12 protein-coding genes are annotated in these 12,669 nt (G+C 59.5%); 2 read left to right on the top strand and 10 right to left on the bottom strand.

Features of this window, described 5'->3' with window-relative positions; all coding sequences use genetic code 11:
- The first annotated feature begins 29 nt into the window (after positions 1-29).
- Positions 30-611 carry a DUF3043 domain-containing protein gene (locus ACWTV3_RS00795; protein WP_498476412.1) on the top strand — a complete coding sequence of 194 codons (582 nt, stop codon included), beginning with the start codon at positions 30-32 and terminating at the stop codon, positions 609-611.
- A 108-nt stretch (positions 612-719) separates the two neighbouring features.
- Here the strand turns inward: ACWTV3_RS00795 and ACWTV3_RS00790 are convergent, their stop codons facing one another.
- The 3 genes from ACWTV3_RS00790 to hisD are packed head-to-tail and all read right to left on the bottom strand — an operon-like array spanning position 720 to position 3,601.
- Entirely contained in the window at positions 720-1,751 is a 1,032-nt protein-coding gene (locus ACWTV3_RS00790) for a quinone-dependent dihydroorotate dehydrogenase (protein WP_498476411.1), read from the bottom strand.
- Positions 1,752-1,808: 57 nt separating this feature from the next.
- A complete protein-coding gene (nrdR, locus tag ACWTV3_RS00785; protein WP_100389074.1) occupies positions 1,809-2,267 on the bottom strand; it encodes a transcriptional regulator NrdR in 459 nt (152 codons plus the stop codon).
- Between the two features lie 20 nt (positions 2,268-2,287).
- Positions 2,288-3,601 (bottom strand): histidinol dehydrogenase, encoded by a 1,314-nt coding sequence (gene hisD / locus ACWTV3_RS00780; RefSeq protein ID WP_498476410.1) that lies wholly within the window; start codon positions 3,599-3,601, stop codon positions 2,288-2,290.
- A 67-nt stretch (positions 3,602-3,668) separates the two neighbouring features.
- Here hisD and ACWTV3_RS00775 point away from each other — a divergent pair, with 67 nt between their 5' ends.
- Positions 3,669-4,187 carry a flavin reductase family protein gene (locus tag ACWTV3_RS00775; RefSeq protein ID WP_498476409.1) on the top strand — a complete coding sequence of 173 codons (519 nt, stop codon included), beginning with the start codon at positions 3,669-3,671 and terminating at the stop codon, positions 4,185-4,187.
- A gap of 79 nt (positions 4,188-4,266) precedes the next feature.
- Here ACWTV3_RS00775 and dnaE read toward each other — a convergent pair whose 3' ends face one another.
- From dnaE to ftsZ, 7 genes are all read right to left on the bottom strand, one after another.
- On the bottom strand, positions 4,267-7,785 hold the full coding sequence (gene dnaE, locus ACWTV3_RS00770; protein WP_498476408.1) for a DNA polymerase III subunit alpha: 3,519 nt from the start codon (positions 7,783-7,785) through the stop codon (positions 4,267-4,269).
- A 67-nt stretch (positions 7,786-7,852) separates the two neighbouring features.
- Entirely contained in the window at positions 7,853-8,773 is a 921-nt protein-coding gene (locus tag ACWTV3_RS00765; RefSeq protein WP_498476407.1) for an RluA family pseudouridine synthase, read from the bottom strand.
- 141 nt (positions 8,774-8,914) lie between these two features.
- Positions 8,915-9,742: a DivIVA domain-containing protein gene (locus tag ACWTV3_RS00760; RefSeq protein WP_498476406.1), complete on the bottom strand. Its 828-nt coding sequence runs from the start codon at positions 9,740-9,742 to the stop codon at positions 8,915-8,917.
- 127 nt (positions 9,743-9,869) lie between these two features.
- Positions 9,870-10,163: a YggT family protein gene (locus tag ACWTV3_RS00755; protein ID WP_100389080.1), complete on the bottom strand. Its 294-nt coding sequence runs from the start codon at positions 10,161-10,163 to the stop codon at positions 9,870-9,872.
- A gap of 43 nt (positions 10,164-10,206) precedes the next feature.
- Positions 10,207-10,677, bottom strand: coding sequence for a cell division protein SepF (locus tag ACWTV3_RS00750; RefSeq protein ID WP_100389081.1), 471 nt, complete (start codon positions 10,675-10,677; stop codon positions 10,207-10,209).
- A 36-nt stretch (positions 10,678-10,713) separates the two neighbouring features.
- Positions 10,714-11,400 (bottom strand): YggS family pyridoxal phosphate-dependent enzyme, encoded by a 687-nt coding sequence (locus ACWTV3_RS00745; protein ID WP_498476405.1) that lies wholly within the window; start codon positions 11,398-11,400, stop codon positions 10,714-10,716.
- A gap of 5 nt (positions 11,401-11,405) precedes the next feature.
- Positions 11,406-12,563, bottom strand: a complete 1,158-nt coding sequence (ftsZ, locus tag ACWTV3_RS00740; protein ID WP_498476404.1) for a cell division protein FtsZ — start codon at positions 12,561-12,563, stop codon at positions 11,406-11,408.
- Positions 12,564-12,669: the final 106 nt, after the last annotated feature.

Genomic DNA, 12,669 nt, shown 5'->3' with positions numbered 1-12,669 from the left:
CTTAGATCGACACCAACGCAAGGAACCCCGTGGCAAAAACTACTTCGACCGATAACACCCCCACTCCCGAGAACTCCGACGAGCACGACGGCGTCGCCTCAGGCAAGGGACGCCCTACCCCCACTCGCAAGGAACGCGAAGCCGCAAACTTGCGCCCCCTCGTCTCCAATGACCGCAAAGAAGCGCGTCGCACAGCTCGCACTCAAATGCAGGCAGAGCGCGAACGCGCCCGTATTGGCATGGCGAACGGTGAAGAGAAGTACCTTCCGATTCGTGACCGCGGACCGCAAAAACGTTTCGTGCGTGATTACGTGGATGCGCGCTTCAACGTGGGCGAATTGCTGGTGCCGATGATGTTCGCTGTAATCATCATGACGTTCTTCCCGCAGCCCGAGGTGCAGGTCATCGGCCTCATGGCACTGTGGGGCTTCTTCCTCGTCGCCACACTCGACGCCGTGCTGCTCGGACTTCGACTGCGCAAAAAGATCAACGAGAAGTTTGGCGAGTCTCGCGCCGAACGCGTCCGCTGGTACGCCGCAATGCGCTCACTTCAGCTGCGCATCATGCGTCTTCCCAAGCCGCAGGTAAAGCGCGGCGAGTTCCCGGCCTAAGGTTCTTTCGTTCGAACGGCGCCGCGCGTAAGAACACTCGCGTGGAGCCGTTCAATGACGTCGCCGCAGCGGACGTCGTCGTAGCGGGGCAACCTCAGCGTTGCGCTGTTAGGCAGCCTCTGAACGCATTAGTTTCGTGAGCTTCGAGTTGATCGAACGCGCCCAGAACGGGCCGCGGTAAATGAACCCGGTATAACCCTGCACGAGCGTGGCTCCTTCACGCAGCCGCTCAGCAACGTCTTCGGCGGTCTCGACTCCACCGACGGAAATCACACAGAACTCTGAGGGTACGACCGCCCGGATGATGCGAAGCAGTTCGAGAGAACGCGCCTCGACCGGCTTGCCCGATACTCCCCCGGCCCCGGCGGCTTCTACCGTCTCGGCGGGCGTTGAAAGCCCTTCACGGGAGAGCGTCGTGTTCGTCGCGATGATGCCATCGAGTTCATCGACAGCGAGACGCGCAATTGCGCGAGCTTCGTCATCCGTCACGTCGGGAGCGATCTTCACAAGAACCGGCGTCTGACCCGCAGCCGACTTAACTGCCGTGAGCAGGGGCTTGAGCTTGTCGATCTCCTGGAGCCCTCGGAGACCGGGCGTATTGGGTGAGCTGACGTTGACGACGAGATAGTCAGCAAGCGGGGCTAACGCCCGAGCACTCGTGAGGTAGTCCGCCACCGCATCATCGACCGCGACCACTCGCGACTTGCCGATGTTGACGCCAATGATTGGTCGGCCTGCTCGGCGACGAGCACGCTCGATCACTTGGGCGGCTCGAATAGCTCCGGCGTTATTGAAGCCCATGCGATTGATGACGCCACGATCTGCCACGAGACGGAACAGGCGAGGCTTGGGGTTACCCGGCTGCGGCAACGCCGTGATTGTGCCGACCTCCACGTGGCTGAAGCCCAACTGCCCCAGGCCCTGAATACCCACACCAGATTTGTCGAACCCGGCAGCGACGCCAAAAGGCGAGTCGAAGGTGAGCCCCAGAGTCTGCACGCGCAATGAGGGATCAACCGGACGCTGCAGCAGCTTTCCCACGCCAACTGCGGGCAGCGCACGAATCACTAAGAAGGCCAACGAGTGCGCGAACTCTGGATCGAGTCGCTTGAGAACAGTGCGGAAGAAAAAGTCGTACATGGCTAACGGTGCTCTCAGCGGTAGAAGGTGGGGAGAATCAACAAGTCACCGTGGCGACTACGAAGCGGTGCCGTGGTCGAGACGAAGTTGGTTGATCGCGGCGTCAAAGTCGTCGAGCGAGTCAAACGCTTGATAGACGCTAGCGAAACGGAGGTACGCGACCTCGTCGAGATCACGCAACGGCGAAAGAATCGCGAGACCAATTTCATTGGCGTCGATCTGAGCTGCACCCGTTGCGCGAATCGCTTCTTCGACCTTTTGGGCGAGCACGGCCAAATCGGTATCGGTGACCGGTCGACCCTGACACGCTTTGCGTACGCCACTGACGATCTTCTCGCGACTAAACGATTCCACAACGCCGTTTCGCTTGATCACGTTCAACGATGCGGTCTCGGTGGTGGAGAAACGGCGACCACACTCGGGGCACTGCCGACGGCGACGAATCGAAAGGCCGTCGTCACTGGTTCGTGAGTCGACAACCCTGCTGTCAGGATGCCTGCAAAAAGGGCAATACATAGTTCCTTAAGAGTACCCGGTTAGCGATCGGTGAACCGCTTACTCACAGCCGAGCCGTGAGCCGGGAGATCCTCAGCGGTACTGAGCGCCACGATGTGGGGCTCAAGCGCACGCAAAGCGTCGTGGCTGTAGCGAATAACCTGCTGCGGACGCAGGAACGTGTACGCGCCGAGGCCCGATGAGAAGCGTGACTGTCCACCGGTAGGGAGTACGTGATTCGAGCCGGCGAGGTAGTCACCCAAACTGACGGGTGACTGGTCACCGAGGAAAATTGCTCCGGCGTTATCGATCATGTCGAGTACCGCCCCCGATTCTTCCGTCTGGATTTCAAGGTGCTCGGGACCGTAAGCGTTACTGAGTGCAGCAGCGGCAGCCATGTCGCTCACCAAAACGATCGCCGACTGCTGCCCGTCGAGAGCCACGGATGCGCGCTGAGAGTGCAACGTTGCTGCCAATTGTTCAGCAAGGTGCGTTCGTACGGCATCCGCGAGTTCTTCGGAATCGGTGACGAGAACCGCAGCGGCAAGCTCATCGTGTTCTGCCTGACTCAGCAAGTCTGCAGCAACGAGGCGGGGATCGGCCGAGCCATCCGCAATGATCAAGATTTCGGTAGGACCAGCTTCGGAGTCGATGCCGACGACACCCCGCACAGCGCGTTTTGCTGCGGCAACGTACACGTTGCCCGGGCCCGTAATGATGTCAACGGGGTCGAGACCAAGCTCCTGAACGCCGTAGGCGAAGGCACCAATAGCCCCCGCGCCGCCCATCGCGTAAACCTCATCGACGCCGAGCAGACCGGCCGCACCCAAAATTGTGGGGTGCACTGCTCCCCCGAAATTACGCTGCGGCGGGGAGGCTAAAGCGACCGACGAAACACCGGCGATTTGGGCAGGAACGACGTTCATGATCACGCTCGAAGGATAGACAGCCTTACCGCCGGGTACGTACAGCCCCACACGGTTGACCGGCTGCCAGCGCTGAACAATCTCAGCGCCATCACCCAGCTGCGTCATCATTGGCGGCGGCACCTGGGCCTTACTCGCAGTGCGCACACGGTCAATAGCCAGCTCAAGGGCCTCGCGAACGGATGGCTCAAGGGCACGAGTAGCTCGTGTGATCTCGTCGGCGTGAATTCGTACGCGCGCGGGAAGAACGCCGTCAAGACGCTCGGCCTGGTCGAGAAGAGCTTGCTCGCCGTGCTCCCTTACATCGTTGATGAGTTGGATCGCAGCAGCGGAAGCCACCGACACGTCCATTTGGGCACGCGGGATGACACGAGAGAGTTCCGCACGGCTCAGAGCGGCGGACCGGAGATCAATTGTTTTCAGCGACATGGCTTGACCATGCTAGTTCTTTCTCTGCTTGGAATTCGCCTTGGGCAATTAGGGTTGAGGTGAGCATATGGATAATTCACACGTAGCAAACGGAATCGACGCCTTCAAGGCTGCCTTCAGGCGGCATGCCGCGGGTGTTGCCGCCATCACATCAGTTGCCCCGGACGGTCGCCCGGTGGGGTTCACCGCAACCTCTCTTGCGTCGCTTGCAGCCGTGCCACCCATGGCGACGTTCAACATGGCGCAGGTCTCGAGCTCGTGGCCCGCAATCACTGTCGGAAACCAGATAGCCATCCACATGCTGGGCCCCCACAGCCGTCACCTTGCCGAAACTATGGCTGCCGACCACGACCTTCGATTCGTGGGAGACCACTGGAAGCCCACCGAAAGTGGACTCCCCCTGTTAGAAGGCGCGACTGCGGTCATGATCGGGCGCATCGTGGACGTGCATCCGGTGCATAACAATGCCGTTGTCGTGGTCGAGATCGAGCACGGTATCCTCGGCGACGAAGACGAAGCACTGCTGTATCACGAGCGCACCTACATGCGCCCGATGGGGCTCGAGCACGAAACGCCTAGCGTCTAGCACCTCGCCGTCTAGCTATCCGACGACCTGTCGCGACGTCGTTAGTCACGCCTGAGCGGGCTACTGAAGCACCGTGCAATTAGCCGAGCGAACCCGGCCCCAGCAGAGACTTCACTTCGCCATAAAGGTCAGCGGAGACCTTTACGCGGTACGGAAGTTCGAACACTCGCGCGACATCGCCGCGAACGAGGCGCAAACGCACTTCGACATCGCCCGCGTGCCGGATGAGAACCTCGCCGAGTCCCGAAACGACATCGGTCGTCGCCCGCTGTTCTTTCACCGTCAAGACGATCGGCCCCGAGCCCAAACTGGGCCCTAGATCGGGCGAGAACATACTCACGGCGTGAAGGTTCATGCCATCGTCACGTGCGCTCGCTCGTCCGCGCACCACGACGATGGAGTCGTTGACCAGACCAGGCGCGAATTCTTGGTACGTCTTGCCCAGAAACATGACATCGATCTCGCCCGCAAAGTCCTCTACCGTCACGATGCCGTACTGATTTCCGCTGTTGCGGGCAACTCGATGCTGCACGCTCGTCACGAGACCCGCGATGGAAACGTGCTCACCATCAGCGACCGCATCCCCCGACAACACCTCGGTGATCGTAAAGTCCTGATGCTTGGCAAGCTGAAGCTCGAGACCTGAAAGTGGATGATCAGAGACATAGAGCCCGAGCATCTCGCGCTCGAAGGCGAGCTTGTCGCGTTTCGACCATTCGGGGCGCTCTGGAACACCGTCGTCGTCTTCATCGAAATCGAAGATTCCCCCGAAGAGATCGACTTGACCGTTCGCTTCGTTGCGCTTGAGGCTTACCGCGGAGTCGCAAGCGCCCTCGTGAATTTCGAGCAGGCCGCGGCGCGTTGCGCCCAAGGAGTCAAATGCTCCCGACTTGATCAAGGACTCAACGGTGCGCTTGTTGGCGACCTGGATTGATACCTTGCGCAAGAAATCGTGGAACGACTCGAAACGACCCTTTTCGGTGCGCGCGCGTACGATCTGCTCCACGACGGCGGCACCAACGTTTCGCACGGCGCCGAGACCGAAGCGGATATCGCCGGCGACGGCCGTGAAGTTCACGGTCGACTCATTGACATCTGGTGCCAGCACCTTGATGCCCATGCGCCGACACTCGCTCAAGTACATACCGAGTTTGTCTTTAGAGTCGCCGACGCTGGTGAGAAGCGCCGCCATGTACTCGGCCGGATAGTTGGCCTTGAGGTAGGCAGTCCAATAGCTCAGGACGCCATAGCCCGCACTATGCGCCTTATTGAAGGCGTAGTCGGCGAACGGCATGAGCGTTTCCCACAACACCTTGACAGCTTCTTTGCTGTAGCCGTTGTTTTGCATGCCGGATTCGAAGCCAAGGAACTGCTTGTCGAGCTCTTCCTTCTTCTTCTTACCCATGGCGCGGCGCAGAACGTCCGCTTGGCCGAGGCTGAAGCCAGCGACCTTTTGGGCAACCGACATCACTTGCTCTTGATACACGATCAGGCCGAACGTCGTACCGAGAATCTCGCGCAGGGGCTCTTCAAGCTCGGCGTGGATAGCATCGATGCCTTCAAGACCGTTCTTACGAAGCGCGTACTTCGTGTGCGAGTTCATTCCCATGGGGCCCGGTCGGTACAGGGCAATTACCGCAGAAATATCTTCGAAGTTAGTGGGCTTCAGCTGCTTAAGCAGCGCACGCATTGGCCCGCCGTCGAGCTGGAATACGCCGAGGGTGTCTCCTCGCGCAAGCAAGTCGTAGGTCTTTTGGTCCGCATCCAGATCGAGATCTTCGATAATGAGTGGGGACCCGGTATTGGCCTCGATCATCCTGAGCGCATCTTCGATAACCGTAAGGTTTCGAAGACCCAAGAAGTCCATCTTGATCAGGCCAAGGCTCTCCAGCGGTGGCTGGTCGAACTGAGTGATTATTGCGCCATCATCTTCTCGGCGCATGATCGGCAACACATCGAGCAGCGGTTCAGCCGAAAGAACTACACCGGCGGCGTGAACGCCCCATTGGCGTTTCAATCCCTCCAGGCCAACAGCGGTTTCGAATACTTTCGCTGCCTCGTGATCAGTGTCGACAATGCCGCGGATGTCGGCGGCCTCTTTGTACCGCGCAGCGTCCTTGTTGCGCACATCACCGAGCGAAATATCTTTACCCATGATGGCGGGAGGCATCGCCTTGGTGAGCTTCTCGCCTACCGAATACGGCATGCCTAGTACGCGCGCCGAGTCTTTCAGCGCTTGCTTGGCCTTGATCGTTCCGTAAGTGACAATTTGAGCTACTCGGTCGTCGCCGTATTTCTCGGTGACGTAGCGAATCACTTCGCCGCGGCGGCGATCGTCGAAGTCGACGTCGACATCGGGCATCGATACACGTTCAGGGTTGAGGAAGCGCTCGAAGATCAGGCCGTGGTGCAGCGGGTCGAGCTCAGTGATACCGACCGCGTACGACGCCATGGAACCAGCAGCGGAGCCACGACCAGGCCCCACACGGATGCCCTGTGACTTGGCCCACTCAATGAAGTCAGCAACCACGAGGAAGTAGCCGGGGAAACCCATCTGCTGAATAACATCGACCTCGTACTTGGCCTGCGCCAAGTGTGCTTCGGATGGCGCGTTGTTGAAGCGCTTGTTCATGCCACGCGCAACTTCTTTTTCGAACCAGGTCGCTTCGGTCTCCCCTTCGGGAACAGGGAAGCGCGGCATCAAGTCGCGGCCCTCGAAGTTGATCTCGCTGCGCTCAGCGATCAACAACGTGTTGTTGCACGCTTCGGGATGCTCGCGGAACAGTGAACGCATTTCGGCTGCCGACTTGAGATAGAACTCGTTGGAGTCGAACTTGAAACGGTTGGGGTCGTCAAGCGTTGAGGCCGACTGTACGCACAGCAGCGCTGCGTGTGCGGTGGCATCGTGAGCATGCGTGTAATGCAGGTCATTGGTGGCCAACAACGGCATATCGAGCTCTTTAGCGAGCTTGATGAGGTCGAGCATCGTGCGTCGCTCAATGTCAATTCCGTGATCCATGACTTCGGCAAAGAAGTTCTCTTTGCCGAAGATGTCTTGGAACTCAGCAGCCGCTTGACGCGCCTCGTCGTAGAGCCCCAAGCGGAGTTTGGTTTGTACTTCGCCACCGACGCACCCCGTGGTGGCGATGATGCCCTTGGAGTACTGGCTCAGCAGTTCGCGGTCCATACGGGGCTTGAAATAGAAACCCTCGATGGAGGCGCGCGACGAGAGACGGAAGAGGTTATGCATGCCCTCGTTGTTTTGAGAGAGCAGCGTCATGTGGGTGTAAGCACCGCTACCACCGACGTCGTCGCGAGCTTGGTCGCTACGACCCCAACGAACTCGGGTCTTGTCGCTGCGTGCCGTACCCGGTGTTACATAGGCTTCCGTACCAATAATCGGCTTGATGCCTTTGGCTGTGGCCTGTTTCCAGAAGTCGTAGGCGCCGAACATGTTGCCATGGTCGGTGATCGCAATTGCAGGCATTCCCTGCTCAACAGCGGCATCCAACAGCGGTCCGACGCGGGCAGCACCGTCGAGCATCGAGTACTCACTGTGAACGTGCAAATGCACAAACGAGTCGTTATTAGCAGCCACAGACACTCCGAATTCTTTCGAAATCTAGCCTAAGCCAGCACCCCAGACGGACTCTAACTGACGCGCCCTAGTCGGTCCGAAGCACCTCAAGTGCTGCCTGAAGGTCGGCCGGATACGGCGACTCGAACGTGACCTGTTCACCAGTCGCAGGATGGGCGAATCCCAGCTTGTGGGCGTGCAACCACTGGCGTGTGAGCCCTAGGCGAGACGAGATAGTGGGATCAGCGCCGTACATCGTGTCGCCGACGCACGGATGCCGTTGAGCAGCCATGTGAACACGAATCTGGTGCGTTCGCCCAGTTTCGAGGTGCACCTCAACGAGCGCCGCCGAAGGAAATGCTTCGAGCGTTTCGTAATGAGTGATCGAGTCTTTGCCGCCGGCTACGACCGCAAACTTCCAACTTGATCCCGGATGGCGACCAATCGGTGCGTCGATAGTTCCGGCGAGCGGATCGGGATGCCCCTGCACGACGGAGTGATAGATCTTGCTGACCTCGCGGTCGTGGAACGCACGTTTGAGTGCCGTGTACGCGATTTCAGACTTCGCGACGACCATGAGCCCACTCGTGCCCGCGTCGAGGCGGTGCACGATCCCGGCGCGTTCGGCCGCGCCCGAGGTGGAGATCCGGTAGCCGGCGCCCGCAAGAGCGCCGAGAACAGTGACGCCATCCCAACCGATAGACGGATGCGCGGCAACGCCAGCAGGCTTGTCGATCACGACAATGTGCTCATCGTCATAGATGATGCCCAGTGTGTCGAGCACCACTGGCACGATCTGCGGCTCAGTCTTTGATACCCACGACACTTCGAGCCATGCACCGGCAGCGAGCCGGTCGGACTTGCCCACCGTCGAACCGTCCATCGTGACGCCACCACCGGCAGCTACCTCAGCGGCGAAAGTACGGGAGAAACCCAACAACTTGGCGAGAGCAGCATCAACTCGTTGCCCCGCTAAGCCCTCGGGAACCGGCAAGCTTCGAGTTTCCACTGATGCTCCTTGATAGTTATGGCGAACGATGTGATGCCACACTCCCCCGGCTTCGCCGAATGGGGTGCGAACACAGCAAAAGCCGCCAGCGGCGGTGGAGCCTAAGCTCGCACCGACCGACTGACGGCCATTGCAGAAAAACTAGCTACCGGAGAAACCCGAGAAGCTGGCCGGAGGCTGCTGTGCCGACTGAGGCGCAGCGAAGTCTTCGGGGGTGAGGTGACCAGAGGGCTGCGAAACCGGAGCCTGGCCCTGCTGAGCGGACTCTTGAAGTGAAGGACCACCGGCGGTGACAAGGCTCGACGAGTCGAGCTCGTGCAGCTGGTCTTCGATGTAGCTCTTGAGCTTCTCGCGGTACTCGCGTTCGAAGTTACGCAGCGATTCGATGCGACCCTCGAGAGCTTCGCGCTGCTGCTCGAGAACTCCCAGCTGTTCGCGCTGCTTAGCCTCAGCCTGAGCAGCGATCTCAGCCGCAGCCGACTTGCTCTCGGCGAGAATCTCGGCGGCAGATGCCTGGCCCTCAGCAACGATTTCAGCGGCGGATGCCTGGCCTTCAGCAATAAGAGCGTCACGCTTCTGCACGCCCTCGCGGACATGTTCCTCGTGCAGACGGCGCGCGAGCTGAAGCAAGTTGTTGGTGCTGCTCGCGTCGTCAAGAACTGACGACACGGGCTCGGGAGCGGCGATAGCAGGGGCCGGGGCACTCTCGATAGCAGCGGGAGCCGGAGCAGCAATTGCTGCTGGCGCAGGGGCCGCAGCAGCAGCGCTGCCGGCGGACTGCTGAAGCTCAGTCGCCCGAGCTTCAGCCGCACTCAAGCGCTGACGAAGCTCGTCATTTTCTTGGTTAAGTCGGCGCAACTCAACAACAACCTCGTCGAGAAAATCGTCGACATCATCTTGGTCGTATCCCTCACGGAACTTTGTTGATTCAAACCGCTTGTTGACCACGTCTTCTGGAGTCAAAGCCATTGCCGCCACCTCTAAAACTTTCTTTCAACGTATACACAACGTTCAACGTTCGCGTCACGATCGTACTGACGGAACCTGATTAGTTGCCGCATGCTCTCTGACAAGAGTACATCGGCAGCCCCTAGTTCTAAAAGCCCCGCAAAATGGAGGTGAGAATTATGCACACAAGCATGACGAGCATCCACGATAGGTCGAGCGCTCCGTTGCCGATTCTCACCATTGGCACGACCTTGCGAACCGCCTTGATCGGAGGATCAGTAATCGTGAAGACGAGCTCGGAAAGTACAAGACCGACCCCGCTGGGGCGCCATCCTCGAGCAAAGACGACGACGAGGTCGAGAATGAATCGCGCCCACATCGTAAACATGAACAAAGTGATGGCGTAGTAAGCCACCAGGGCAATAACAGAAACGGGATTCACCCCTCTAGGTTAGCGGGCTATGAGGGGCCCGCCGCGCAGCTGCTTACTGGCCGAAGAAGGAGGCGTCGACGTCGGACTCGACCTCAGCCTGCTCGCCACTGACAGCAACGTGGGCGGGAGACAGCAGGAAGACCTTGCTCGTCACACGCTCAATTTTGCCGTAGAGGCCGAGTGAGAGTCCGCTAGCGAAGTCGACCAAGCGACGCGCATCCGGTTCACTCATCTGCGACAGGTTAATGATGACGGGGATGCCTTCACGGAAGTTTTCCGCGATCAGCTGAGCGTCCTTGTACTGGCGCGGGTGCACCGTCAAAATCTCGTTCATCTCTGCCTCCGCAGTGCTGGGCGCAGCACGACGCAACGGGGTAACCGGCGCGCGGTTAGAGCTCGCTGGAGCCGGTGCTGCTGCGACAGGGGCAACCGGCGCGGCTGGCGCAGTCGTTCCCTGCTCGTACTCGTAGTCCTCATCGGCGAGGCCGAGATAGACCATTGTCTTGCGCAGTGGGTTGGCCATGATAATCCTCCGAATGGTGAAGCTTCTGCTTCGAGATTAACCATGGTCGGGTCGATTTCCCGTGATTGCCGTGCCAATACGTAGGTGTGTCGCGCCTTCGCTGATCGCTTCGACGAAGTCGCCAGACATGCCCATCGAAAGGGCTGAGGCATCTGGATGCTGCAGTTGCACGCGCTCAGAGAGACCCCGCAACGCGGCGAACGCCGGCCGCGGGTCTTCACCTAAGGGAGCGACGCCCATGATGCCGCACAGGCGGAGCCCGGGGGCCGCGGAGACACGATCAGCGAATGCTTCAAGGTCGGCCGCGACAACGCCACCGCGACCGTGGTCATCGGTGAGGTTCACCTGCACGAACGCATCAATCGGCGTCTCGGCCTCTTCATTCGCCAGCGCGGTTATGAGCGAATCACGATCAACAGAATGAATCGATTGACAGTAGGCACGAACTTGCCGCGCCTTCTTGCTTTGGAGCTGGCCGACAAAATTCCATCGCAAATCGAGATCAGCCAGTTCAGCTGCTTTCGCTTGCGCCTCCTGATGTCTGTTCTCGCCGACATCACGAACACCAAGCCCGTGAAGCTCGCGCACGAGACTCGCTGGGTGAAATTTGGTGATCACGATGCGCGTAATCGACGACAGATCGCGGGATGCCGCACGTGCGGCATCCGCGATCCTGTCGTCGACCTCTGCAAGTCGTTCGCCCAACGGAGTTAGGTCGACCATCGTGACTACTTCAGGAAGTCAGGAACGTCGAGATCGTTGTCGTTCTCGTCGTCATCGTCAAAGCTACGGTCGATCGGCGTTGCCGGAACGACACTCGGCTGCGACTTCCAGTCGGTGTCCTTCGTCGACGCGGAGTCATTCGCTGCAATGTGCTCCGCCGGGGGCTCGGGCACAACGTAGTTCGTACGACGACCTTCTACGGGCTTAGCTGAGGGCTCTCCCCCGTCGAAGCCGGCAGCGATCACCGTTACGCGCACCTCGTCACCGAGAGTGTCGTCAATAACGGCACCGAAAATGATGTTGGCTTCGCGATGGACGGCCTCTTGAACGAGACGCGCGGCATCGTTGATCTCAAAGATGCCGAGGTTGGATCCGCCCTGAATGGAGAGCAGCACACCGTGCGCTCCATCGATGCTGGCTTCGAGCAACGGGGAGGCAACAGCCAACTCAGCCGCTTTTATGGCCCGGTCGGCCCCGCGTGATGAGCCGATGCCCATCAGCGCAGAACCAGCGCCCTGCATAACCGACTTAACGTCGGCGAAGTCGAGGTTGATCAGACCCGGGGTCGTGATCAGATCGGTGATGCCTTGAACGCCGGCGAGAAGAACCTGGTCAGCGGTCGAGAAAGCCTCGAGCATGCTGATGCCACGGTCGCTGATCTCGAGAAGGCGATCGTTGGGAACGACGATGAGGGTGTCGACCTCGTTCTTGAGAGTCTCGACACCGATTTCGGCCTGAGATGAACGGCGCTTGCCCTCGAAGCCGAAGGGCTTCGTAACGACACCGATCGTGAGTGCACCGATCGACTTAGCGATACGGGCAACAACGGGGGCGCCACCGGTACCGGTTCCACCACCCTCACCGGCGGTGACGAAGACCATGTCAGCACCCGCAAGTGCCTCTTCGATCTCTTCGGCGTGATCTTCGGCGGCACGACGGCCGACCTCAGGGTCAGCGCCGGCTCCAAGTCCGCGGGTCAGTTCGCGACCGACGTCAAGCTTCACGTCGGCATCGCTCATAAGCAGCGCCTGGGCGTCGGTATTGATCGCAATAAACTCGACGCCTCGCAGGCCGAGCTCGATCATTCGGTTGACGGCGTTCACGCCACCGCCACCGATGCCGACTACCTTGATGACTGCGAGGTAGTTCTGGTTTGATGTCACTTTCGGCCTCCACTGGAAACTATCAACCTCGACTTGAGGTTTAAAGTTATGCTCAGTATGTATTTCTTTTGTTGAGAGTATGCGGATAGCGCCCCACACGGATGCA

The organism is Salinibacterium sp. AL4.1, from assembly GCF_059767305.1.
Note: the sequence above shows the minus strand (reverse complement) of the source record. Positions and strands in the feature narration are given on the sequence as shown.

Bases quoted from the DNA above. Each gene is read 5' to 3' on its own strand.
- ACWTV3_RS00790 (WP_498476411.1), bottom strand. From the start codon at position 1,751: ATGTACGACTTTTTCTTCCGCACTGTTCTCAAGCGACTCGATCCAGAG.
- nrdR (WP_100389074.1), bottom strand. From the start codon at position 2,267: ATGTATTGCCCTTTTTGCAGGCATCCTGACAGCAGGGTTGTCGACTCA.
- hisD (WP_498476410.1), bottom strand. From the start codon at position 3,601: ATGTCGCTGAAAACAATTGATCTCCGGTCCGCCGCTCTGAGCCGTGCG.
- ACWTV3_RS00775 (WP_498476409.1), top strand. From the start codon at position 3,669: ATGGATAATTCACACGTAGCAAACGGAATCGACGCCTTCAAGGCTGCC.
- ACWTV3_RS00760 (WP_498476406.1), bottom strand. From the start codon at position 9,742: ATGGCTTTGACTCCAGAAGACGTGGTCAACAAGCGGTTTGAATCAACA.
- ACWTV3_RS00750 (WP_100389081.1), bottom strand. From the start codon at position 10,677: ATGGCCAACCCACTGCGCAAGACAATGGTCTATCTCGGCCTCGCCGAT.
- ACWTV3_RS00745 (WP_498476405.1), bottom strand. From the start codon at position 11,400: ATGGTCGACCTAACTCCGTTGGGCGAACGACTTGCAGAGGTCGACGAC.